Below are 24,311 nucleotides of genomic sequence, written 5' to 3' on the forward strand. Positions count from 1 at the left end.
CCAACGCCACCAACGACGACGAACACGCCGTATCCACCGTCAACGCCGGACCCCGCAACCCCAGCACATACGCGATCCGACCCGACGCCACACTGATGCTGCCTCCGGTGAGGAGGTAGCCGTCGGACGCCCCGTCGCCCTCGTGCAGGCGGGGGGTGTAGTCCGACGCGGTCGCGCCGATGAACACGCCCGTGTCGCTCTCCTTCAACGACAGCGGATCGATGCCCGCCCGCTCCAACGCCTCCCACGCCACCTGCAACAACAGACGCTGCTGCGGATCGGTCGCCAACGCCTCCCTCGGACTCATCCCGAAGAAGGCCGCGTCGAACTCACCCGCACCGCTCAGAAAACCGCCCTGCCGGGTATAGGACGTGCCGGGACGCTCGGGGTCGGGGTGGTAGAGGGCCTCCAGATCCCAGCCGCGATCGGCGGGAAACTCCCCGATCGCGTCCGTCCCCGACGCCACCAGCTCCCACAACTCCTCAGGCGAGGCCACCCCACCGGGAAACCGGCACCCCATCCCCACGATCACCACCGGATCGTCGCGGTGACCCGCGGTGGGGGCCGGCGCGTCCGGTGCCGTATCGGCGGTCAGGTGCCGGACCAGGGCGGCGGTGGTGGGGTAGCCGAACAGCGTGGCCGCGGGCAGGTCGACCTTGAGCGCGGCACCGACCCTGTCGCGCAGCTCGACCATGCCCAGCGAGTCCAGGCCCAGGTCCTTGAAGGTGGCCTCCTGGTCGACGCGGGCCGGATCCGAGAAGCCCAGCACCGCCGCCACCTCACCGAGGACGCGGCGCCCCACATCGGCCGCCCCGGCCGCCCCTGCGGGGACCGCGAGAACCGCAGGAGCGGATCCCCTGCCGGGAACCGGGACCTCTGCGACGGCAGGTTCCCCGCCGGGAACGGCGTCCAGCCAGTGGTGCTCGCGCTGGAACGGATAGGTGGGCAGGGCGAGGCGAGGTCCGCCGGGCGGGAAGACCGCGTCCCAGTCCAGCGGCACACCGGCGGTGAACAGCCCGCCGACGGCGACCTCCACCTCGTCGTGCCTGCCGAGGGCCGGCACGAATGCCGCTTTCCTGCCCTCCGCCTCCCGGCCGAGCCCGCTCAGGGTCGCCCCGGGTCCCGCCTCCACGAAGATCCCGGCACCCAGCTCGCGGAGCCGGGTGAGCCCGTCGGCGAACCGCACCGTCCGGCGGGCGTGCTCCACCCAGTACTCCGGATCGGTGCTCTCGACGAGCTCACCGGTCACGGTGGACACGAACGGGATGCGGGATCCGCCGAACGAGATCCCGGCGAGCACCTCCCGGAAGTCGTCGAGCATCGGGTCCATCAGCGGGGAGTGGAACGCGTGGCTCACCGGGAGCCTGCGCGTGCGGTACCCCCGAGCGGCACCGAGCGCGGCGACCTCCTCCAGCGTGCGCGTCCCACCCGCGACGACCACGGACTGCGGGCCGTTGACGGCGGCGACCACCGCGGTCCCGCCGGCCAGGGCGAGCAGCTCCGCGGCGTCCGCCTCCCCGGCGCTCACGGCGAGCATGCCGCCGCCCGCGGGCAGCGACTCCATGAGCCGGCCTCTGGCGACGATCAGTTCCGCGGCGGAGGGCAGGTCGAGGATGCCCGAGACGTGTGCGGCGGCCACCTCTCCGATGGAGTGACCGGCCACGAAGGACGGCTCGACACCCAGGGAGGCGAGCAGGCGGAAGGTCGCCACCTCGACCGCGAAGATCGCGGGCTGGGTGAAGGCGGTCCGGTCGAGCAGCCGGGCCTCGGCACTGTCGGGCTCTGCCCAGACGACGTCCTTGATCGGGCGTGACAGCCGATCGTCCAGAGCGGCGGCCACCTCGTCGAACGCCGACCGCCAGACGGGAAAGTCCCGGTGTGCCCGGCGTCCCATGCCGAGCCGCTGGCTGCCCTGCCCGGGGAACAGCACCGCGACCGGCGCGCTCCCTGCCCGCCCCGTAACGACCCCGGCCGCCGGACGGCCGTCGGCCAGCGCCTCCAGCCCGGCCAGTGCGTCACCGGTGACGGCGGCGCGCCACTCGAACACGGTCCGCGTGCCGGCAAGGCTCCGCGGCAGCCCCGGAGGGATCTCACCGTGCCCGGCGACGAGGTCCCGCAGCCGCGCCGCCTGCTCCCTCAGCGCGGGCTCGGTCCTGGCGCTGAGCACCAGGGGGGTCCGCGGCGCGCGGGCGTTCGGCTCCCGAGAAGGTCCCGGCACCGCGGAATGTCCGTGCAACGTGGGATGTCCGTGTGGCTCGGGCGCCTCGGCCACCACGATGTGGCAGTTGGTCCCGCCCATGCCGAACGAGCTGACACCGGCGACGAGCCTGTCGTCCTCTCGGGGCCAGGCGCCGCCCTGGTCGCGTACCGCCAGACGCCAGGCGTCCAGATCGATGTCCGGGTTCGGCTCGGAGTAGTTGAGGCTCGCGGGCAGCCGGCGCTCGCTGACGCTGAGAACGGTCTTCAGCAGGCCGGCGATCCCGGCCGCGCCCTCCAGATGCCCGATGTTGGTCTTGACGGAGCCGACGTGCAGCACGGGGCCGCCGTCTCGGGCGAGGCCGAGGGCTCTGGCCTCCACCGGGTCCCCGACCCGCGTGCCGGTGCCGTGCAGCTCGACGTACTGCACGTCGGACGGTGACACCCCGGCCGCCGCCCACGCCTTCCCGATCACCTCGGCCTGCGCCCGCGCGCTCGGCACGGTGAGCCCGTCGGTCGTGCCGTCGTTGTTGACGGCGCTCCCGAGCAGCACCGCGTAGACGCGGTCGCCGTCCTCGACCGCCGCGTCCAGCGGCTTGAGCAGCACCAGCCCGGCGCCCTCACCGCGAACGTAGCCGTTGGCCCGGCGGTCGAAGGTGTGGCAGCGCCCGTCAGGGGACAGCCCGCCGAAGCGCGCGACCGCGGCGGTGCCGGCGGGGTCCACGATGAGATTCACGCCACCGGCGAGCGCGAGCCGGCTCTCGCCGCGCCGCAGGCTCTCGACGGCCAGGTGCACGGCGACCAGCGACGACGACTGGGCGGTGTCCACCGCGATGCTCGGTCCCCGCAGGCCGAGGGCGTAGGACACCCGGTTGGCGATGATGCCTCGGGTCGTTCCCGTGAGCGTGTGACGCCCGATCGCCGAGGCGCGTGACAGCGCGGCGTACTCGTCGGCGATGGAGCCGACGAACACGCCGGTCGCGCTGTCGCGGAGCGTGGCGGGGACCAGGCCGGCGTCCTCCAGCACCTCCCAGGCCAGCTCCAGTACGAGCCGTTGCTGCGGGTCCATCGCGGCGGCCTCGCGCGGTGAGACGCCGAAGAACTCGGGATCGAACCCGGCGATGTCGTCGAGATAGCCGCCGTAGCGGAGGCCCGGGTTGTCTTGGGCGAGCTCGGCCGGGACGGCGGAGAGGCCCCGATGAGCGGGGATCTCGCGAACGGCACCGCGTCCCTCGTCGAGCAACCGCCAGAAAGCGCGCGGGTCCGATGCCCCGGGGAGACGGCACGCTGCTCCGATCACCGCGATCGGCCGGGACGCCCGCTGGTCGTTGCTGCTCAACTGCTGCCTCACTCTCGCTCGTGACGGCATGACGGCAGGGCCGTGCGAGGCCGTGGGTGCGGTGTCGTGCCGGTGTCGTGGGTTTGATGTCGTGGTGGGAGGTACGCGAGCTCAGTCCCGGCCGGTGAGCGCCAGCCACACCGTCTCCGCCACGTCCCGCGACCGCGGGGTCAGGTAGAAGTGGTCCCCGGGAAAGGCCCTGAGCCGAAAGTTTCCGGAGGTGTTCTCGCGCCACCGCTCCACCTCGGCGACGGCCGCGATCGGGTCACGGTCCCCGGTCAGCGCCACGATCGGGCAGCCGACCCGCACGCCCGGCGCCGGGACGTACGCCCGCAGCGCGCGATAGTCGCTGCGCAGCGCGGGAAGGACGAGGTCGCGCAGGGTCTCGTCCTCCAGCACCCGCCGGGAGGTCCCGCCGAGGCGTACGACCTCCTCGATCAGGGAGCAGTCGTCACGCAGGATCCGCGGGTCGACCCGGGTCAGGGCCGGGGCGCGCCCGCCGGAGACGAAGAGCAGATCAGGTACGGCGCCGAGCCCTCTTTCGCCGAACAGCGCGGCCTCGAAGGCCACCAGGGCGCCCATGCTGTGCCCGAAGAAGGCGAGGGGCGCGGCCGGCCGCTCCTCAGCGATCACCGCGGCGATCCTGCGGGCGAGTTCCCGCAGGTCCTCGACGGCCGGTTCGCCGCGCCGGTCCAGGCGGCCCGGGTACTGGACGGCGAGCACGCGCACCGCCGGCGAGAGCTCCTGAGCCAGCGGGGTGAAGAAGGCGGCCGACCCACCGGCGTGGGGGAACACCACCACGCAGGGGGCGCCGGCGTCGGCCGGGGCGAACTGCCGCAGCCAGTCGCTCCTCGCCGCCGTTCCCGTCGCGGTCATCGGCCCGTTCCCACGCGGGCCGCCTCAAGGGCGGCACCGAGCGCCGCCGTGACCCGGGGGTCGGCGTCGGGCCGCATCTCCTGTATCGCGAGCAGGCTCCACGCCCGGGTCTCCGCCAGGTGCGACGGGGCGCCGTGCACGTCGGAGTGCTCGATCAGCCTCAGGTCGCGCACCGAGCGTTTGAGCCGCTCGGTGTCGCCCGGCGGGATTATCTCGTCCCTGGTCGCGGTCACGGTGGCGAACGGGACCTGCAGGTCGCGCAGGCTCTCGTCGTCGAGTGCCCAGTCCCGGATGCGCGCGAACACCGCCTGGGGCGGCACGCCCACCAGATGCGCCAGGGTGTCTCTGGTGATCCTCGGCACCCTCGCCTGCCAGGCGGTGTCGGTGAAGAAGTCGTGGATCGGCGTCCCGTTTCCGACCAGGCCGCGGATCCGCCGATCGCGCAACGCGGCGGTGATCGCCAGATGGCCGCCGAAGCTCAGCGCGAGCAGATATGTCTCGGACACCTTCGCCCGCCCGGCCAGGGCGTCCAGTATCGCGGTGAACAGCCGCCAGCCGTCCGGACCGTAGCGCAGGGGGTTCTCACCGACGCCGGGGAGTTCGGCCACGACCCCGGCCATCCCGAAGGCCGCGATCTGCGGCAGCACCGGGGCCCACTGCTCCTTGGGGCTCACGATGCCGCCGGTCATCACCAGCAGCGGGCGCGGCTCCTCGGCGGACAGGCCCGTGGCCCACACCTTGACGGGCATCCCGCCGACCTCGACGGTGACCGCTTCGATCTCCGGCCGCTCCCGCCGCCAGCGTTCGAACGCCTCGAAGCAGCGCGCGAGCGCCCGCTTGCGGCCCGGGCCGTCGACGAACGGGAACCGTCCCAGGTTGTAGTACTGGCAGGCCGCCAGCGTCTCACCCGCGGCCTCCGCCTCCTCCCCCGCGCGGATCCACTCGTACGGCCACGAGCCCGCCTCGTCACCGCTGTCGGAGGTGATCCGCTCCAGCGGGCTCGCGTAGTGGCCGGTGGGCAGGTTCTGGGAGATCGCGTGCGCCACCACGAACCGTTTGAGCTCGGACAGGTCGTTCATTCGGCGTATCCCTCCAGCGCGTCCTTGATCTCGGTGAGTACGTCGGCGCCCTCCGCGCCGTCGATCACGCGGTGGTCGAACGCCATGGAGAGCCGCATGACCGGGGCGATCACGATCTCGCCGTCCCTGACGACCGGGCGGTCGGCGATCCGGCCGACCCCCAGGGTGATCGTGGTGCCGCCGACGGAGTGGAAGCCGTCGACCGCCCGGTGGCCGAGCGAGGTGACGCTGAACGTCCCGGTGACGGCGGGGCGCCGCTCCAGCAGTCCCGCGGCCTCCCGGAACCGGTCGAGCGCCACCTGCCACGGGAGCCGCCGCAGGGCCCGGATACCGGCGAACTCCTCTGCGGTGTCGGGGTCGGCCTCGATCGCCCGGTCCAGGTGCGCCTGGACGTCGGCGAGGCTCGCGCTCTCCAGGCGGGGGATCACCGTCGCCAGCACGACCCTGCGGCCGTCCAGCGTCTTGTCGAGGGTGACCTTGGCGGCGACGGTGTCGTACGTGGCGACGACCGGGTCCAGGCGGCCCTGGATCGCCGTGTTCGCCTCGGGGTGCTTGCGCAGCACGCCCGCGGCCGCGTGCACGACGTAGGAGACCACCGAGCGGCGCTCCCCCACTCGCCGCGCCCGCTCGCGTCCCGCGACGATCGCCGTCGCGTCGATCTCGGTGTCGAGGAAGACCGGCGAGAAGTCACGGATCTGGTCGAGGAAGAACAGGGTGTGGCGGCGCTGGCTGGCGAAAGGCTGCTCGGTCAACGGTTCACCACCTCGTAGATCGATTCGAGGTTCGCCGCCTCCAGGAAGTCCGGGAGCGACAACGGCTTTCCCAGGTGCTTCTCCAGCAGGACGAGCATCGCCAGGAGCCGTACCGAATCCCAGCCGGGAAGATCGTCGAAGGCCCGCCCCAGGTTCTCCGCGTCGACGTCGAGCCCGATCTCGTCCTGGAGCAGGTCCACGAACTCCGCCCGCGAGATTCCGGCCGTCATCGGTCACGCTCCAGTGCGAGGCCCGCTCTGATCCACTTGCTCGACTCGATCGCCACGGCGACCGCGCGCGACGGTGTCGCCATCTCCGGCAGCAGGCGGTCGAGCTGGAAGAACAGCAGGGCGTTGCCGTTGTTGCCGGTCTCGCCGACGCAGGAGATCTCCTTGGCCGACGAGAAGTCCAGCCGTTTGGCGATCTTGTCGGTCATGGTGACGGACAACTGGGGAGGCAGCAGATAGTCGACCTGGTCCCGCTCCCAGCCGAGGTCGTCCAGGAGTTCTTCGGCGATCTCCTCGGCCAGGACGGGCACGAGCTTCTCGATGGCCTTGTAGTCCTCACTCGCCGGCGCCTCGGCGGTGTCGCGGTCCGCCAGGCCGTACCACCGCAAGGTCTGGCCGGGAGCGCGGTCCAGGCCCGACAGCCTGGTGAGCACCGACCGGACCACCGGGGCCCGGGGGTGGTCCTCGGTGCTGAGCACCGCGGCGCCGGCCCCGTCACCGAACAGCAGGTAGTTGACGACCTCGTCGGGCGGCAACGCGGCCAGGTCGGCCTTGAGGTCGTAGTGCTTGGCGATGACGTCACCGCCGATCACCAGCGCGGTCCGGTACCGGCCGGTGCCCAGCAGCGCGGCCGCCACGTCGAAGGTCTGCACGGCCCCCGAGCAGCCCGACTGGAGCTGGAAGGTCGGCACGCCGTCGATACGCAGCCGGTCGGCGATCACGTTCACGGTGGTCGGCATCAGCGTGTCCGGGGTGGCGGTTCCGAGCACCACCACGTCGATCTCCGCGGCGGAGATCCCCGCTCGGTCGAGGGCCTGAACCGCCGCGAGCTCGCCGAGATCGGCCAGGTCGTGGTGGCGCTCGCCCGATTTCAGGTCGATCGCGAGGTGCCGGGTCCGTGTGCCGATGAAGGTGTCGACCCATTGCCGCCAGAGGTCGTCCATCCCGAAACGTTCGGCCAGTGCGGCGGTGTCGACGGGAGGCCCGGGAAGGGCCGTCCCCACGGACAGAACTCGTATCGGGCTTTCCCCCATGCTGCTCCTCCATCGAGCCGTGTCCGCGTCACGCGTGTCGTCGCCAGGCGGTCCGGTACTCCCGAGGTGGCGTCGCGGATCCCACGTCGGCCTTCCTCGTCGGAACGCTAATGACGCCTGCTAAAGCAGCACTAAGCGAGTGATGAACCGCCCTGCCGGACGGAGACGCCGGACGGAGACGCCGGACGGAGACGCCGGACGATGGACGCCTGCGCTCGGTCGCGATCGGCGTCACAGGGAGGCCAGGGAGAAGTAGGCCTCCTCCTCCTGGTCGAAGTGCAGCAGGAGGACCGCGTGCAGGCCGTACAGGCAGGCGCACAGGTCGTCGAGTTGCTCGGGGCGCACCCCGCCGTCCTCGGCGAGTGCGAGGTGACGCCCCAGCCGGCGCACGAGCCGTTCGATCTCCGCGTGTGCCCTGCTCATGGTCATCGTGGCCTCGGGTCCACCGAGAACGCGTCCCATCGCCGGGTAGAGCCGCCGTTCCTCGGCCCGTTCGTGCGGGAGCAGGCGTTCGGTGAGAAAGGTGTGGACCTCCCGCAGGCGGCCGAGGGCCTCCGTCGGGGAAGTGCCGGCCAGCTCGTCGGCGGTCTCCCGGATCAGTTCCAGGGGCGGCCGCAGCGAGGAGTGCTCCATCTTGAAGCGGCGCAGCAGGGACTCGGTGCCTGCGTCGACCACCGTGCGGGTTCCCCTCGCGGGACGCAGGGCCCGCAGCGCGTTGAGGATCACCGCCACGTCGATGACCTCCTGGAGCAGGGCGCCGGAGGCGGGCGGCAGCGCTCCGGCCGCCGCCACGGCCATGGCCAGCAACGAGAGGGCCATCCCCGCGCTCGCGCTCTGCACGGCGATGCGGCGGGAGCGACGGGCGACGTCCATGGCGTCGGCGAGCCGATCCAGGCGGTCGGCGGTGAGCACCACGTCGGCCGCCTGGGTGGAGGCGGCCGAACCACGGGCGCCCATCGCGACCCCGACGTCGGCGGCGGCCAGGGCGGGGGCGTCGTTGATGCCGTCGCCCACCATCACGCTCACCGCTTTGGCCGTCTCCTGCCGTACGGCCCGCACCTTGGCCTCGGGGCTCTGCTCGGCCAGTACCCGGTCGACACCGAGCACCGTGCCCACGCTCTCGGCGACCTCGGCCCGGTCCCCGGTAAGCATGATCACCCGCTCGATCCCGGCGGTGCGCAGCCGCCGCAGGGTCCGTGCCGCGTCCGCCCGTACGGCGTCGCGGAGCAGGATCACGCCCGCCGTTTCGCCGTCCACCGTCACCCAGACCGTTATGGCTCCGTCCAGCGCGGCCCGCGCCCGCTGGGTCCGCTCCCACCCCGGAGAGCCCGCGGAGTCCACAACAGGGGAGGTCGTCGCCTTGCCGACCGCTATCCGGCGGCCCTCCACCACCCCCTCGGTACCGGTGCCCGGCCGCTCCAGCACCTCGGTCGGCCGCGGCAGCTCGGCCCGGTGGGTGCGGGCGGCCTCGACGATCGCGGCGGCCAGGACGTGGGAGGACATCTGATCCACCGCCGCCGCCCAGCGCAGCACGTCGTCGGCGCGGGCGCCGGGCGCGGCCACGACGTCGACGACCTGGGGGCGTCCCGCGGTGAGCGTTCCGGTCTTGTCCACGATGAGGGTGCGGGCCTGCCCCAGCCTTTCCAGCGCCGCCCCGCCCTTCACCACCACGCCGTGCCGCGCCGTACGGGACAGTCCTGAGGCGATGGCCGCCGGTGCGGCGAGCAACAGCGGGCAGGGGGTGGCCACGACCAGTACGGCCACAGCCCGTACCGGCTGGCCGGACAACAGCCAGGCGGCTCCCGCCAGCAGGAGCGTGAGGGGCAGGAACCAGACGGCGAACCGGTCGGCGAGCCGTACGACGGGGGCACTGTCCGCCTCCGCCTGCCGTGCCAGCCGCACCACCCCCGCGTAGGTGCTCTCGGCCGCGCTGCGGCTGGCCCACAGGTCGAAGGCGGGGCCGGCGTTCACGACGCCGCTGCGCGCGCTCTCACCCGTGGCGCGCTTCACCGGGACGGACTCTCCCGTCAGGGCCGACTCGTCCAGTAGTGCCGGCTCCTTCGCGATCACGCCGTCGACGGGGACCGTCTCACCGTGGGGGATCAGCAACAGGTCGCCGGGCCGCACCTGTTCGACCTCCACGAGGCCGGCCACCCCGTCCCGGTAGCGCCGGGCCGAGTGGGGCGCGCGTTCGTACAGCGCGGTCAGGTCCCGGCGGGCTCGGCGTGAGGCGTAGTCCTCCAGCGCCCTGCCGGTGGCGAGCATCACGCCGATCAGGGCTCCGGCGAGATACTCCCGCACGGCGAGCGCTCCGGCCAGGGCGAGTACGGCGATGGCGTCCACGCCCAGCCGGCCACCGCGCAGCGCCGACACCACCCATCCCGCCGCGGGCACCAGGGCGACGCAGGTGACCGCCGCCCACAGAAGATCACCGGCGGCGCCCGCGCCGGCGAGGTGAAGTACGGCTCCTGCCAGGAGCCCGCACGCGGTCACCGCGAGGAAGACGACCATGCCAAGGCGTCTCGTCATCCGCGCCTCCCGCGGGTAGGCGTCCCGGCCCAGGGACGGAGGTCTGCTTCGGTCAGGGCTCTGGGGCCGCGGACGGATGGCGGCGGTGGGAGCCGATTCGCGGCGTCCGGCTCATCCCGCGGGGACGTGGGACGGCACCACAGGGACCAGGCGGAACATCCCCGTCATCAGCTCCGGCGGCTCCGGTCGCTCGGTGACGCGGCCGGCCACGGCTCGCAGCACGTCGGTGGCGGTCATCATGCCCACCAGCCGGTGATTTCTCCCCATGACCCCGATCGCGTCGACGCCGGCGTCGATCATCGCGGCGGCGGCGTCGGCCAGAGGCGTGTCGGGTGTGGTGTGCGGACGGCGTCGGTCGGCCAGCAACGCGTGGACCGGCACGCGTGACTGTTCGATCGGGCCGCCGGACCAGTGGGCGGTGAGGTCCTCTCGGGTCAGGATCCCGCGCAGGCGGCCGTGCCCGTCGACGACCGGCAGGTGATGGACACCCGCGCGCTGCATGATCTCCCAGGCCATGAGCGGGGACTCCCCGAGGTCGACGGCGACCAGCGTCCGGCTCATCACCTGCGCCACCGTGAGGTTACCGGTGTCCATCACGCCTCCCCTCGGGTCCGGAGCACGGCGACGGGGCAGCGGGCGTGGTGCAGGACTCCGTGACTGACCGAGCCCAGCAGGGCCGAGCCGACCCTGCCCAGTCCACGGGAACCGACGACGACCAGGTCGGCGGTGGCCGAGGCCTCGCAGATGACGCCGACCGGATGCCCGCAGACGAGCGTCTGCTCGACCTCGACCCGCGGGTACTTCTCCCGCCAGGCGGTGAGCGTGTCCGTGCAGAGGTGCTGTTGGGCGGCGAGGATGTCCTCGACCAGCGGTGTGTAGACGAGGGCGCCCGGCCCCACCACGGGCATCTGCCAGGTGTGGATCGCCCGTAGCCCGGCGCCGCGGCGGGCGGCCTCCTCGAAGGCGTACTCCAGCGCCACCGCCGAGTGGCCGGAGCCGTCGAAGCCCACGACGATGCGGCCGTAGGTCTGCTTGGGGGCGCCCTTGACGATCACGACGGGGGCGGCGGCATGCCCTGCCAGGGCCAGGGAGACCGATCCGAGCAGCAGCCCGGTGAATCCGCCCAGCCCTCGGCTGCCCAGCACGACCTGTTCGGCGTCCTCGGCCTCCCGCCGCAGGACCTCGATCACCGGGCCCGTCCCCAGCAGGGTGTCCACCTCCAGGTGCGGGGCGCGCTCCCGGGCGAGTGCGGCCGCGCGTTCCAGGGTCTGGAGGCCGTACTCGGCGACGGAGTCACGAAAACCCGGAGGGGTCTGGAGCGGGATGTCACCGGGCCACGCCTCGCACGCATAAACGATCTTCAAGGCGCATCCGCGCCGGACCGCGTCGTCGGCGGCCCATTCGACCGCGCCGTCCGAGGGAGATGAGCCGTCCACGCCCACCACTATGTGAGCTGCCATGTCGACCTCCTTGGGTTCTGCTTCCATTCGACCGGCCGGCGGCGTTTTTCGCAGCGGGCCAAAGGCCCGTCCGTCAGGGACTTCCGACCCGCGCCACCGGCCCGTCGCCTGCGGGTCCGATCATCGGGCCGGCCACTCTCGCGCCCTGCTTTTGCCAGGTGAGGTGTCCTCGTGCCGCGCCACCGGGATCAGCATGACCGGGACGCGGGCGCCGGCAAGGGTTTCATGCACGGTCCGCGCCCTTCCCTCGTCGAGGTGCTGTGACCATCCCAGCGCGATGAGATCCACGTGTTCGGCCGCCGCCACGCTCACCACCTGCTCTCCCGCGACTCCGCTGCGAAGCTCCATGCGCACCCCGGGACATGCGCAGTGACGGGCCAGGAACTCCTGCTCCCACGCCTGCCGGGCGTGTACGGCCTGATCCCAGAAGCGGGGAACGGTCACCTCGTCGAAGACGTGCAGGACCACCAGATCGACGCCGGTACGGGTGAACAGCCGCGCGGTCTCGATGACGGCCGCCGCGGCCTCGAAGGATCCGTCCAACGGCAGGAGCACCCGGGAGATGACGTGGTGAGGTGCCACCGGCGTCCCTCCCGCCACAGGCGTCACAGGCGCCACCGAAGGCACCGGGGAAGGAGGCAGCAGGACGACCGGCTTGGTGCAGCGGCGCACGACCCACCAGGACATGACCCCGGATGAGGCGCCGTCGGCGAGGACGCCGAGAAGCGTGCTCGCCCGCTCCAGTTCGCGGAGTACCGTCGTCGTGGTTTCCCGTGCCCCGGAGCCGGCGGCGAGGTGAATCTCTCGAATACCCGTGCGAAGAATTTCCGCCACCGCCCGGGCGACGCCGGTCACGGCCGCGGCCTCGCCCTCGTCGCCGCCGTCGTCGACCACGGCCAGCACCTCGACCATGTCCACTCCCCTCCCTTTTTCCGGCGTCATCGGCCCAGCGGCAGGCGGGCGGAGCCGACCACCTCCCGCGGGTCGCCCGCACCCAGCCGTACCCGCAGCGCTCCGTCGGTTCGCACGTCGACCGCCTCCGGGGTGATCTCCAGCCGCACCCGGCGGCCCAGGCACCGAAATCGCACGCCCAGGCTTCCCCACGACGCGGGAAGCCGGGGATCCAGGCACAGGATTCCCTCGCGTACCCTCGCTCCCGCGAAGCCGGTGAGCAGCGCCTGCCACACACCCCCGAACGTGGCCATGTGCAGGCCGGTGGCCGTGGTCCCGGTGAGGTCGTCCAGATCCAGGACCAGCGCGGTGCGCAGCAGGCCCAGCGCCTCCTCAGGGCGGCCCGCCCTGGCCAGCAGGCAGGCGGTGATCGCCGGTGAGAGCGACGAGCCATGGGCGGTACGGGGGCCGTAGAAGTCGAGATTCGCCTCCAGCGAGCCCGCCTCGACCTCTTCGGGCACCAGGTGGTGAAGCATGAGGACATCGGGCTGTTTGATGATCTGGGTGGCGGCGAGCCGTTCGTGGCCGAGCAGCAGGTCGGCGGCGACCGGAGGGACGGCGATTCCCTCCATCGTGAGCGGCTCCAGCCGGAAATATCCGGCGAACTGCTCGTATCTTCCCGAGGCGGGGTCGTAGCCGTCCACCAGGCGGTCGGCGAGCGCGCGCCACCGGCGGCCCTCCGCACAGCCGGAGGCGACGAGGTCGGCCGCCTGCCGCAGGTTCCACCGGGCCATCACGTTGGTGAACGCGTTGTCCGTCACCGCCTCGTGGTACTCGTCCGGCCCGATCACCTCCCCGATGTGGGCCCGCCCCTCCTCGTCCACCCGGCAGCGCGACGCCCAGTAGCGGGCGGTCTCGATCATGAGAGGGCGCGCGGGTCCTGCCAGGAAGGCGCCGTCGCCGCTCCAGCGCGCGTAGTGGGCGGCGGCCCAGGCGACGTCGGCGGTGATGTGCTCCTCCATCCGCCCGGTGAGGATGGCGAGGGGCTCGCCGCCCAGACACCCTCGGGCGGGGGTCACCTCCTCTCCGGTGGCGGCGGACTCCCAGGGGAAGCGCGCGCCGGAAAGACCCAGGGCCGCGGCGCGGGCCCGCGCCGCGGCCAGGCGGCGGAGCCGGTAGACGACCATCGCCCTGGCCGCGGCCGGATGAATGCTCACCAGGGCGGGCAGGACGAACACGTCGGTGTCCCAGAAGACGTGACCGGCGTAGCCGCCACCCGAGAGCCCTCGCGCGCCGACGGCCAGTTCCTCACCGCGCCCGGCAACGCTCCACAGGTGAAACAGCGCGAACCGTACGGCGAGCTGCGCTTGGGGATCGTCGGGGATGCGGACGTCCACGGCCCCCCAGCGTGCGGCCCACGCCGCCCGCTGCTCGGCGAGCAGCCGGTCGAAGCCGAGCCCTCTGGCCGCCTCCAGCGCCGCGACGGCGTCGCGCGGCACCGGCCGGCGAGCGGGGTCGGCCGTGTAGGCGACGATCCGCTCCAGGGTGCGTACCTCGCCGTCACGGCCCGTACGCTGCGTCGCCACGGCGGCCATACCCGCGTGGTCGGCGGTGACGCGCGACCAGGTGTGGCCGTCGAGCCGGCCTTCGGTGACCTGGCCCTCCGGGGGCGACCGCAGGGCCGGCCCCGCCCGCAGCCGCCCGATGCCCGCCTCGGCGCGCATCGCCACCACCCCGGGCCGGCTCACGCACGCGAATCGCAGCGTCCGTACCGGACAGGTGTGGCCGATCTCCTCCCGGACCAGCACGCCACCGCGCAGGTCGAGCACGCGCAGGTCCTCCTCGGGAGGCGGGCGCAGGACGAGCCCGGTCCACTGAGGACCCGGCAGCAGGTGCTGCCCCGATCCGGTCCCGGTGTAGATCCCCTCGGCGAGCACCAGCGGAACCGATCCGGGGACGGACTCCTCCACCGACCCTCGGGTGGCGAAACCTCCGGCGCCGAGGGTGAAGAGCGTCTCGGTCACCCGGTGCCGCGACGGATCGGTGCCCGTCTCGCGGATCGTCCACGCCGGATCGTCGTCCACCCGGGGAACCCGCCCGTCGCGAGCCCCGTGCGGCACACCGGTGGCGCACCGGTCGAACACCACCGCGAAGGTGCGATCACGCCATCGGCGGTCCGGGTCGTCCATCGGCTCCCATATCGCCTCGCGCCGGCGCCGGGAGCGGCTACGGCGGCCACCACAGGTTCTCGTGGTCCCCGCCGTCGCGGCAGAGCCTTCCGCCCCGGTCGAAAAGGACTTTCGTCCCGTCAAGGCTTGCCGCCGGCGGGTATCGGATCCTTGCCCGGACCGGGGACCTCGGGTCCCGGGCCGGGACACCTGGCGGTGGATCGGGCCGTCCGGCCACGCCGTGAAGGACCTTCGGCTCTGCTCACGACCCCCGGCACGCCATAACGTGAACATTTAGAAATATGCGGGGGTTTGTCATGAAAATGACTGTTAAGGATGTTATGAGCACCGAGGTCGCCACGGTGCGGGAGAACACCGCGTTCCGCGAGGTCGCCGAACTCCTCATCGCCACCGACGTCGGCGGGGTACCGGTGGTGGACGAGGACGACCGCGTACTCGGCGTCGTCTCCGAGACCGACCTGCTGCGCAAGGAGGAGTTCAAACAGCGTTACCACTGCGAACACTACCGGCCGCCGCTTCGCGCGTGGCTGCGTCACCGGATGAGCGGCGAGGGGGGCCTGCGGGGAAAGGCCGCGGGTGAGACCGCCGGCGAGCTGATGAGCCGCCCCGCCGTCGTCATCACCGCCGACTCCCCCGTGCTGCTCGCCGCTCGCGTGATGGACCTGCACGGGGTGAGACGACTGCCGGTCGTACGCGCCGACGGCAGGCTGGCCGGTATCGTCAGCCGCCGGGACCTGATCAAGGTCTTCGTCCGCAGCGACGACGAGATCGGGCGCCGCATCCGCGAGGACCTCGTCGTCCACGAGCTGGGAATGGATCCCGCAGGCGTCGGGATCGAGGTCCGAGGCGGCCTCGTGCGGCTCTCGGGGCAGGTGGACGAGCACAGCCAGGCCGTCACCCTCGCGCAGAAGGCACGAAACCTCAACGGAGTCGTCAAGGTGACCAACGAGCTCACCTGGCGGCAGGACGACGTCGTACCTCTCTCGATCATCTGGGGCGGGGCCTGAGCCGCCGCACCACCCGCCGATCGCGAGGTTCGCGAACCGGCACCTCACCGTACGGCGATTCCCACCAGGAGGTGGAGCCCTCGTACGGCAGCATGACAACAGCGGGGACCGGGGGGAACGGCTCATGAGCACCGTTGTGACAGATTCGCTGGAAGCACTCATCACCGAGCTGCGCTCGCGTGGCTTCACCGTGGTCGGTCCCACGGCACGGGACGGAGCCATCCGGTTCGCCGAGCTCTCCTGCTCCGCCCAACTCCCCGCGGGACGGGGCGACGAGCAGCGCCCCGGCCACTACCGGCTCACCGAGCGGGACGACGAGCTGGTCTTCGGCTTCGCCGCGAGCCCCGACTCGGCCAAACGCTACACCCAGCCGCCCCGGCAGAGGCTGTCTCGGACGTACGGCGAGACGGTGGAGGAGGTCGAGGAGCGGGCGCCCCGGATCGCCCTGCTGGGCGTGCGCTCCTGCGACCTGGCCGCGATAGCGGTCCAGGACCGGGTCTTCCTCGGCGGCAGGCACCCCGATCCGGCCTACCGCAGGCGTCGTGAGGCGCTGTTCCTCGTCGCGGTGAACTGCGCGGTGCCCGGCGGCACCTGTTTCTGCGTCTCCATGGGCACCGGGCCTAAGGCCACCAGCGGGTTCGACCTGGCGCTCACCGAGCTGAGCGGCCCGCACCGGTTCCTGGTCGAGACGGGAAGCGAGCAGGGCTCGCGGATCGCCGCGGCGCTCCCGCACCGGCCCTGCACCGACGACGACCTCGCCGCCGCGGCGGAGGTCTCACGGCTGGCCGCCACCCGGATGGGCCGTCAGGTGGACACCACGGACATCCAGCAGCGCCTGGCCGCGGCCCACGACTCGCCGCGCTGGGCCGAGGTCGCCTCCCGCTGCCTGGCCTGCACCAACTGCACGATGGCCTGCCCCACCTGCTTCTGCACCACGGTCGAGGACTCCACCGACCTCACCGGCACCGTCGCGGAGCGGACGGAACTGTGGGACTCCTGCTTCACCCTGGACTTCTCCGAGGTCGGCGGATCCCCCGTACGCGCCTCGGGGCCGGCCCGCTACCGGCAGTGGCTGACGCACAAGTTCTCCACCTGGTACGACCAGTTCGGCATGTCCGGTTGCGTGGGCTGCGGCAGGTGCATCACCTGGTGCCCGACCGGTATCGACGTCACCGAGGAGCTGGGATGCATCCTATGACGCCGGTGCCCTACCGCGTCCGGTCGCGCCGCCCGGACCGGGCCGACACGGTGACCTTGACGCTGAGACCGCTCCAGGGCGACTGCCTGCCGTTCCTGCCCGGCCAGTTCACGATGCTGTACGCCCCCGGTGTCGGGGAGATACCGATCTCGATCAGCGGCCGCGCCCGCTCCGGCGGATACGTGCAGACGATCCGCGCGGTGGGCGCGGTCAGCGCGGCGCTGTGCCGGATGCGCCCCGGTGACGTCGTGGGGGTCCGCGGCCCGTACGGCACGTCGTGGGACCTGCCGGCGGCGGCCGGGCTGGACGTGGTCGTGGCGGCCGGCGGCCTCGGCCTCGCCCCGCTGAGACCGGTGATCCGCGAGCTGGCCGCCCACGCCTCCCGGTACAGGCGGGTCAGCCTGATCGTCGGCACCCGCACCCCCGCGACCCTGATGTATCCGGGTGAGCTGGCCCGCTGGCGCGACGAACACGACATCGACGTCAAGATCATCGTGGATCATCCCGACCACGCCTGGAAGGGGCCGGTGGGGCTGGTCACCCGGTTGATCGACCGGATCGTCTTCGAGCCTCGCCGCACCTTCGCCTTCGTATGCGGCCCCGAACTCATGATGCGGGAGACCGCGGATCGGCTGGTACGGCGGGGTGTGCCCGCCGGGCGGGTGGCGTTGTCGGTGGAGCGCGACATGAAGTGCGGTGTCGGCCGCTGCGGCCACTGCCAGCTCGGCCCGCTGCTCACCTGCCTGGACGGCCCCGTACTGAGCTACGAGCGCGCGGCCGGGCTGCTCGCGGTTCCGGAGCTGTGATGGCCCGGCCCGCGCCCCGGCGCCCGCGGCTGGCGGTGTGGAAGTTCGCCTCCTGCGACGGCTGCCAGCTCACCTTGCTGGACTGCGAGGACGAGCTGCTCTCGGTCGCCGCCGAGCTGGACATCGCCTACTTCCTGGAGGCCTCGAGCGCGGTCGGGCCCGGGCCGTACGACCTGTCACTCGTCGAGGGGTCGATCACCACCCCAGACGATCTTCGCCGGATCCGGCACGTACGCCGCGTCTCCAAGCACCTGGTGACGATCGGCGCCTGCGCGACGGCGGGAGGCATCCAGGCGCTGCGCGACTTCGCCGATGTCGAGGAGTTCCTCTCCGTCGTCTACGCCCGGCCCGACTACATCGCCACACTGGAGCGTTCCACCGCGATCTCCGCCCACGTGCCGGTGGACTTCGAACTGCGCGGCTGCCCCATCGACAGGCGGCAGCTGCTGGAGGTCATCTCGGCCTTCCTGGCCGGGCGCCGCCCCTTCGTGCCCGGCCACAGCGTCTGCGTCGAGTGCAAGGCCCGGGGCAACATCTGCGTCCTGGTCGCCCACGGAACCCCCTGCCTGGGCCCGGTCACCCAGGCCGGTTGCGGAGCGCTCTGCCCGGCGTTCAACCGGGGCTGTTACGGCTGCTTCGGCCCGATGGAGAGCCCCAACGCCCGGGCGCTCAACGCGCGGCTGCGAGAGCTCGGCATGAGCACCCCCGAGCTGGTGCGCGTCTACCGGACGTTCAACGCCACCGAGGAACCGTTCCTTCAGGCAGCCGAGGAGGCCGTCGATGACGCATAGGTCGCTCAGGATCAGCGGACTGGCCCGGGTGGAAGGCGAGGGCTCGCTGCTGGTGCGCGCCCGCGACGGCCGCGTCACCGACGTGGAGCTGAACATCTACGAGCCGCCCCGCTTCTTCGAGGCCCTGCTGCGCGGAAGGGCGCACACCGAACCTCCCGACATCACCGCCCGCATCTGCGGCATCTGCCCGGTGGCCTACCAGATGAGCGCCTGCCAGGCGATCGAGGCGGCCTGCGAGGCGGAGGTGGCCGGGCCGCTGCGGGACCTGCGGCTGCTGATGTACTACGGCGAGTGGATCGAGTCGCACACCCTGCACATCTACCTGCTGCACGCCCCCGACTTCCTCGGCTACGACAGCGGTGTGGCGATGGCGGCCGACCACCGCCACGCCGTGGAGCGGGGGCTCGCGCTGAAGAAGACCGGCAACGAGCTGGTGGCCGCCCTCGGGGGCCGGGCCATCCACCCGGTCAACGTGCGGGTGGGCGGCTTCTACCGGGTGCCCGCCCGCGCCGAGCTCGCCCCGCTCGCCGAACGGCTGCGCCGGGCCCGCGACGCGGCGCTGGAGACGGTGGGCTGGGTGGCCGGCTTCGACTTTCCCGAGGTGGAACACGACTACCGCTTCCTGGCCCTGCGCCATCCGGCCGAGTACGCCATCCTGTCCGGCTCGATCGCGGTGAGCGACGGCACCGAGTTCGCGGCGGCCGACTGGCCCGACCACGTCGTGGAGGACCAGGTGCCGCACTCCACCGCCCTGCACGCGCGGCTCGACGGAGACACCGGCTACCTGGTGGGCGCACTGGCCCGATACGCCCTCAACGCCCACCTGCTCTCCCCCCTGGCCCGCTCGGCCGCCTCCGACGCCGGGCTCGGCCCCGTCTGCCGCAACCCTTTCCGCAGCATCGTGGTCCGGGCGGTGGAGGTCCTGCACGCCTGCGAGGAGGCACTGCGGATCATCGAGAACTACACCGAACCGGACGCGCCGGCCATTGCGGTCGAACCACGCCCGGGGGTCGGGAACGGCGTCTCCGAGGCTCCGCGCGGCACGCTCTACCACCGCTACCGGATCGACCGCGCCGGGTTGATCACCGAGGCCGACATCGTGCCTCCGACCTCGCAGAACCAGGCCCGCATCGAGATGGATCTGCGTCATCTCATCGAGCCCCGCCTCGGCCTGCCACAGGAGGAGTTGTCGGCACTGTGTGAGCGGACGGTACGCAACCACGACCCGTGCATCTCCTGCTCGACCCACTTCCTGCGCCTTCACCTGGACCGGTGAGGCCGATCCGCACCCGGGAGGGCCCATGTGCGACCGTGTCGCCCCCGTCGCCCCCGTCGCCCCCGTCGCCCCCGTCGCCCCCGTCGCCGCCGCCACCGCCGACGTCGTCATCGTCGGGATCGGCAACGAGTTCCGGGGAGACGACGCCGCAGGGCTGTTGGTGGCCCGGCTGCTGCGCGGCACGCTCCCGGCGCGGGTCACCGTGCTGGAGAACGCGGGCGACCCCGCCGAACTGATCGAGGCGTGGACCGGCGCCCGGCTCGCGATCGTGATCGACACGGTGGTCTCCGGCGCGCCTCCGGGCACGACCGGCCGCCGCGCCGTCCTCGGTTCCGGCCCCCGCGCCCGAGGCGACCGCTGGACGCCGCCCGCCGTCCGGCACGGCAGTTCACACGCCCTGGGCATCGCCGACGCGCTCGCGCTCGGCCGTACCCTCGGCCGCCTGCCTCGTGAGCTCGTGCTCCACACCGTCGAGGGCGCCGACTTCGGACTCGGTGCCCCGGTGACGCCCGCCGTCGGACTCGCCGTCGAACGGCTCGCCGAGACCGTGTCCAAGACGGTGACCGAGCTTGTCCGCTCGGAGCCGACGCGGCCCCGTTGAACCGGATCACGGGTGTTTCGCGGATTCGGCGGACGCGACGGGCTCCGGGGTGCCGAACCGGCTCGCGCGGCGGTGGACGCGGTGACCGGGAGGGCGCGGGCGGGTGGGAGGTGCGGCGGGCACGGTGCGGTAGCACCACCGCTTGCCGAACTCGATGAGAACCAGATAGACGATCACCATGACGGCCAGCGCGAGGAAGAACAGGGCGGGCAGGGGCTGGAAGCCGAGTGCGCCGGCGACCGGGGTGGACGGCAGCAGGGCACCGACACCGACGACGCCGAGGGCTGCCAGCAGCAGGGGCAGGCTGGGGTGGCTGCGCAGAAACGGGACGCGGCGGGTACGGATGGCGAAGATCACCAAGGTCTGGGTGGCGAGGGACTCGACGAACCAGTCGCTGCGTCCAGGGCTCGCATGGGCGACGTCCAGCCGGGCCGCGCCGCCCAGGCGGGCCGTCGCAACCATCATCGGCTCCCTTTACCTCGCGCCCTGGTCCTGTTCAGATCCTGGGCGCTCGCGCCGCCGGCGCGTTAGAGGCCAAGGTCCCTCAGGCATCCGGGCCGGGGCACGGCCGAGCGGCACGGCTCGCCTCGGCGAGGTGGCTGCGATGCCTCTCAGCTCACCGGTGGGCCGAAGTGGCGGGCGAACCACTCCTGTGCGAGAGCCGCGACGCTCTCAAGCGTTCCAGGCTCTTCGAACAGGTGACCGGCGCCGGGGACGATCCGGAGCAGGTTCTCGCAAAGCAACCGTTCCTGTGCCGCCCTGTTGAGGTCGATCACCACCTCGTCGCGGCCTCCCACGATCAGCAGGGTCGCCGCCCGCACCGCGGGAAGTCGCGGACCGGCCAGATCGGGCCGCCCACCCCGGCAGACGACGGCGGCGACCTCGCAGCCCGGCTCCGCCGCCGCCCACAGCGCGGCCGCGGCTCCGGTGCTGGCCCCGAAATAACCGATCGGGACGCCCGCCACCTCAGGCTGATCCCCCAGCCAGCCTGTGACCCGGACAAGTCTTTCCGCCAGCAACCCGATGTCGAACACGTTGCCCCGGTCGAACTCCTCCTCGGGGGTGAGCAGGTCGAACAGCAGCGTCGCCAGACCCGCGCGGTTGAATGTCGAGGCCACGTACCGGTTGCGCGGGCTGTGGCGGCTGCTGCCACTGCCGTGCACGAACACGACCACCCCCGCGCGGTTCTCGGGAACGACGAGCCTGCCGGGCAGCCGGACCCGGCCGGCGTCCACCCAGACCTCCTCGGCCGGGCCGGGAGGATCGCCTCCCCCCGCGTTCTCCTCACCCCTGCCGCCCCAGGCTTCGGCCCGCCGCAGCAACTCGACCACTTCGTCATCGGTGCCCTGGCTGAAATCGAGGTACCAGGCACCGATCGCGTAGAAGGCGTGCGGTGTTCGCAGGCAGACCACCTCGTCGGCGACCTCACGCAGGCTCTCGATCGTTCTCGGCGCTCCGACCGGAACCGCCAGCACCACTCGGGAGGCCCCGCGCGCACGGGCCACCTGGCAGGCGGCACGAGCCGTTCCGCCGGTGGCGACACCGTCGTCCACCACGATCACCGTGCGGCCCGTCAGATCCGCCGGGGCGCGCTCACCTCGCAGGTGGCGACCGCGGCGCAGGAGCTCGGCGCGCTCCCGCTCCTCCACCGCGGCCATCTCCTCCTCGGTCAGATTCGCGCGCCACACGATGTCGCGATCGACGACGCGTACCCCTCCCTCCCCGAGGGCACCGAACCCGACCTCCGGCTGGAACGGCACCCCGAGCTTGCGGACGATGATCACATCCAGCGGGGCGCCGAGGGCCTTGGCCACCTCGAACGCCACCGGCACTCCCCCTCTGGGCAGTCCCACGACGACTGTGTCCCCGGCGTGCCCGGTGTTCCCGGTGTTTTTGACATCGACGAGCCCGCGCAGTCGCTCGGCCAGCCGCATTCCCGCCTCATGGCGATCGACGAACACCCCGTCCACCTCGCAATCCGCGAAACCACACCCCATTCACCAGCGTCGATGGGAAAATCACGCCGGCGATAGGGCTGAAGGTCCCGATTCACCTCCCTGTATGCGGGAAACGTCCCCCTCTCAGACAGTGACGTCGTCGGCGGTGTTCAGGTCCGGATGCGCCTGCCGCTCGTCGCGCAGCACGCCGCCGACGACGGCACCGTCGACCGTCTCCTTCTCGACCAGGATCGTGGCGAGCCGGTCCAGGGCGCCACGGTGCACCCTCAGCAGGTCGACCGCGCGTTTCTCGGCCTCGCGGATCAGGCGGGCGACCTCCTCGTCGATGACCTGCTGCGTCCGCTCCGAGTACGGCCTGCGCTGGAGATCCTCACCGTCCTCGCCGAGAAACTGAGGGCCCGCGGGAGAGTAGCCGACCGGACCGAGCGCGGGTGACAGGCCGAAGTCGCGCACCATGCGGGTGGCGATCTGCGTGGCGGCCGCGAGATCGTTGGCGGCGCCGGTGGAGCCCTCACCGAAGACGACCAGTTCCGCGGCCCGGCCGCCCAGCCGCACGGTGAGCAGATCGGTGAGGTAGGTCTCGCTGTAGAGATGCCGTTCGGCCTCGGGCAGTTGCTCGGTGACGCCGAGTGTCAGGCCGGCGGGCAGGATGGTCACCTTCGCGACCGGGTCGGCCTGCTCGCACAGCGTGGCGAGCAGGGCGTGCCCGGACTCGTGCACGGCCACCGAGTGGCGTTCCTGGGGAAGCAGCGCGTTGGTCGTCTCCCGCCGTCCCAGCAGCACCCGCTCGCGTGCCGCGTCGAGATCCCTGGCGTTGATGGTCGTGCGGCCGGCCCTGACCGCGTTGATCGCGGCCTCGTTGACGAGGTTGGCCAGGTCGGCGCCGGAGAATCCCGGAGTGGCACGGGCGATCACGCCGAGGTCGACGTCCGGGGCCAGATGCTTGCCGGCCGCGTGAACGGCCAGTATCGCCGCGCGTTCGGCCTGGTTGGGCAGGGGGACGGTGACCTGCCGGTCGAAACGGCCGGGACGCAGCAGGGCCGGGTCAAGGGTCTCCGGCCGGTTCGTCGCGGCCAGGACGACGATCCCGCTGCCCTGGTCGAAGCCGTCCATCTCGGCCAGCAGCTGGTTGAGCGTCTGCTCGCGTTCGTCGTTGCCGGCGATCGCCCTGCCACGCCGGCCGCCGATGGCGTCGATCTCGTCGATGAAGACGATCGAGGGGGCGCGTTTACGCGCCTCGTCGAAGAGGTCGCGGACTCGTGAGGCGCCCACGCCGACGAACATCTCCACGAACGCCGAGCCGGTGACCGACAGGAAGGGAACGTCCGCCTCTCCGGCCACCGCCCGGGCGATGAGCGTCTTGCCCGTTCCCGGAGGACCGACCATGATCACTCCTCGGGGTGGTTTCGCGCCGGCGGCCGCGTACCGGGCGGGGGCACGCAGGAAGTCCACCACCTCGCTGATCTCCTGTTTGACGCCGTCGTAACCGGCGATGTCGCCGAACCGGGTCGCCGGCCGCTGGGCCTCGATGATCTTCGCCTTCGACCGGCCGAAACCTCCCATGCCACCGGCCATGGACTGCTGCGCTTTTCTTCCCATCCAGCCGAACAGGGCGATGAGCAGTACCAGCGGCAGGAAGCCGACCAGGAGCGAGATCAGGGAGTTGTCCGCTCGCGTCGCGGTGATCTGGACGTGATTGGAGCGAAGCTGCTCCTCCAGCCGACCGGCGTTGAGCGCGGTGGGGATCTGGCTGGTGAAGGTGGTTCCGTTGCTCAGCGTGCCCGACACCGCGCCCTGATCGTCGATCGTCACCGCCTTGACCTGTCCCGTGCTCACCTTGGCGACGAAATCGCTGTAGGGGTACGACGCGTTCGACGGCCCGGTGAACAGCAGGGGCACCAGCAACCACAGCGCGACGATCAGCATGCCGATCGTCGGCAGCCAGCGCCGCCAGCCGGTAGGCGGCGGGGAGGACGAAGGGGGCGTCGGCGGGGGCTCGTTCGGCGGTCCGGGCTTCGCCTTACCGGTCATGTGCCGACTGTGCCGGCCATGCGGCCGGATTCGCGTGATCACCACCTGGCCTCCCCGATGTGCCCCTCACC

General features: G+C 72.1%; 20 protein-coding genes. 6 read left to right on the top strand and 14 right to left on the bottom strand.

What is annotated here, in order from left to right:
• The 11 genes from ABZ664_RS18880 to ABZ664_RS18930 all read right to left on the bottom strand — a co-directional run.
• Positions 1–3,535, bottom strand: a 3,535-nt coding sequence (locus ABZ664_RS18880; protein ID WP_362510894.1) for a beta-ketoacyl synthase N-terminal-like domain-containing protein, incomplete at its 3' end; no start/stop codon positions are given.
• Between the two features lie 111 nt (positions 3,536–3,646).
• Positions 3,647–4,411: an alpha/beta fold hydrolase gene (locus tag ABZ664_RS18885; RefSeq protein ID WP_362510897.1), complete on the bottom strand. Its 765-nt coding sequence runs from the start codon at positions 4,409–4,411 to the stop codon at positions 3,647–3,649.
• The gene (locus ABZ664_RS18890) at positions 4,408–5,490 is read right to left on the bottom strand and encodes an alpha/beta hydrolase (protein WP_362510900.1); all 1,083 of its coding nucleotides are present in this window, start codon (positions 5,488–5,490) and stop codon (positions 4,408–4,410) included. Before ABZ664_RS18890 ends, ABZ664_RS18885 begins: the two co-directional genes overlap by 4 nt.
• On the bottom strand, positions 5,487–6,242 hold the full coding sequence (locus ABZ664_RS18895; protein WP_362510903.1) for a 2-oxo acid dehydrogenase subunit E2: 756 nt from the start codon (positions 6,240–6,242) through the stop codon (positions 5,487–5,489). The genes ABZ664_RS18890 and ABZ664_RS18895 overlap by 4 nt, the downstream gene beginning before the upstream one ends.
• Positions 6,239–6,472, bottom strand: coding sequence for an acyl carrier protein (locus tag ABZ664_RS18900; RefSeq protein ID WP_362510906.1), 234 nt, complete (start codon positions 6,470–6,472; stop codon positions 6,239–6,241). The genes ABZ664_RS18895 and ABZ664_RS18900 overlap by 4 nt, the downstream gene beginning before the upstream one ends.
• On the bottom strand, positions 6,469–7,503 hold the full coding sequence (locus ABZ664_RS18905; RefSeq protein ID WP_362510909.1) for a 3-oxoacyl-ACP synthase III family protein: 1,035 nt from the start codon (positions 7,501–7,503) through the stop codon (positions 6,469–6,471). The genes ABZ664_RS18900 and ABZ664_RS18905 overlap by 4 nt, the downstream gene beginning before the upstream one ends.
• Positions 7,504–7,734: 231 nt before the next feature.
• Positions 7,735–10,032 (bottom strand): heavy metal translocating P-type ATPase, encoded by a 2,298-nt coding sequence (locus ABZ664_RS18910; protein WP_362510912.1) that lies wholly within the window; start codon positions 10,030–10,032, stop codon positions 7,735–7,737.
• Positions 10,033–10,143: 111 nt separating this feature from the next.
• Entirely contained in the window at positions 10,144–10,626 is a 483-nt protein-coding gene (locus tag ABZ664_RS18915) for a CBS domain-containing protein (RefSeq protein ID WP_362510915.1), read from the bottom strand.
• Positions 10,626–11,492, bottom strand: coding sequence for a universal stress protein (locus tag ABZ664_RS18920; protein ID WP_362510918.1), 867 nt, complete (start codon positions 11,490–11,492; stop codon positions 10,626–10,628). Before ABZ664_RS18920 ends, ABZ664_RS18915 begins: the two co-directional genes overlap by 1 nt.
• 120 nt (positions 11,493–11,612) lie before the next feature.
• Positions 11,613–12,404: a universal stress protein gene (locus tag ABZ664_RS18925; RefSeq protein WP_362510921.1), complete on the bottom strand. Its 792-nt coding sequence runs from the start codon at positions 12,402–12,404 to the stop codon at positions 11,613–11,615.
• 26 nt (positions 12,405–12,430) lie between these two features.
• Positions 12,431–14,572 carry a glycosyl hydrolase family 65 protein gene (locus tag ABZ664_RS18930; protein ID WP_362510924.1) on the bottom strand — a complete coding sequence of 714 codons (2,142 nt, stop codon included), beginning with the start codon at positions 14,570–14,572 and terminating at the stop codon, positions 12,431–12,433.
• Positions 14,573–14,892: 320 nt separating this feature from the next.
• Here ABZ664_RS18930 and ABZ664_RS18935 point away from each other — a divergent pair, with 320 nt between their 5' ends.
• The 6 genes from ABZ664_RS18935 (at position 14,893) to ABZ664_RS18960 (ending at position 20,251) form a co-directional block, all read left to right on the top strand.
• Positions 14,893–15,579: a CBS domain-containing protein gene (locus ABZ664_RS18935; protein WP_362510927.1), complete on the top strand. Its 687-nt coding sequence runs from the start codon at positions 14,893–14,895 to the stop codon at positions 15,577–15,579.
• A gap of 124 nt (positions 15,580–15,703) precedes the next feature.
• Positions 15,704–16,777, top strand: a complete 1,074-nt coding sequence (locus ABZ664_RS18940) for a 4Fe-4S dicluster domain-containing protein (RefSeq protein WP_362510930.1) — start codon at positions 15,704–15,706, stop codon at positions 16,775–16,777.
• Positions 16,765–17,583, top strand: a complete 819-nt coding sequence (locus tag ABZ664_RS18945) for an FAD/NAD(P)-binding protein (RefSeq protein WP_362510933.1) — start codon at positions 16,765–16,767, stop codon at positions 17,581–17,583. The genes ABZ664_RS18940 and ABZ664_RS18945 overlap by 13 nt, the downstream gene beginning before the upstream one ends.
• Complete coding sequence (locus ABZ664_RS18950; protein WP_362510936.1) at positions 17,583–18,374, top strand: oxidoreductase; 792 nt, start codon at positions 17,583–17,585, stop codon at positions 18,372–18,374. The genes ABZ664_RS18945 and ABZ664_RS18950 overlap by 1 nt, the downstream gene beginning before the upstream one ends.
• Positions 18,364–19,650 carry a Ni/Fe hydrogenase subunit alpha gene (locus tag ABZ664_RS18955; protein WP_362510939.1) on the top strand — a complete coding sequence of 429 codons (1,287 nt, stop codon included), beginning with the start codon at positions 18,364–18,366 and terminating at the stop codon, positions 19,648–19,650. Before ABZ664_RS18950 ends, ABZ664_RS18955 begins: the two co-directional genes overlap by 11 nt.
• A 25-nt stretch (positions 19,651–19,675) precedes the next feature.
• Positions 19,676–20,251: a hydrogenase maturation protease gene (locus tag ABZ664_RS18960; RefSeq protein ID WP_362510942.1), complete on the top strand. Its 576-nt coding sequence runs from the start codon at positions 19,676–19,678 to the stop codon at positions 20,249–20,251.
• A gap of 6 nt (positions 20,252–20,257) precedes the next feature.
• Here the strand turns inward: ABZ664_RS18960 and ABZ664_RS18965 are convergent, their stop codons facing one another.
• The 3 genes from ABZ664_RS18965 to ftsH all read right to left on the bottom strand — a co-directional run bounded on the left by ABZ664_RS18965 (position 20,258) and on the right by ftsH (position 24,240).
• The gene (locus ABZ664_RS18965; protein WP_362510945.1) at positions 20,258–20,716 is read right to left on the bottom strand and encodes a cation transporting ATPase C-terminal domain-containing protein; all 459 of its coding nucleotides are present in this window, start codon (positions 20,714–20,716) and stop codon (positions 20,258–20,260) included.
• A 146-nt stretch (positions 20,717–20,862) separates the two neighbouring features.
• A complete protein-coding gene (locus ABZ664_RS18970; RefSeq protein ID WP_362510948.1) occupies positions 20,863–22,212 on the bottom strand; it encodes a phosphoribosyltransferase family protein in 1,350 nt (449 codons plus the stop codon).
• A gap of 120 nt (positions 22,213–22,332) precedes the next feature.
• Positions 22,333–24,240, bottom strand: coding sequence for an ATP-dependent zinc metalloprotease FtsH (ftsH, locus tag ABZ664_RS18975; protein ID WP_362510951.1), 1,908 nt, complete (start codon positions 24,238–24,240; stop codon positions 22,333–22,335).
• Positions 24,241–24,311: the final 71 nt, after the last annotated feature.

This window comes from Streptosporangium sp. NPDC006930 (assembly GCF_040635605.1).
Lineage (GTDB): Bacteria > Actinomycetota > Actinomycetes > Streptosporangiales > Streptosporangiaceae > Streptosporangium.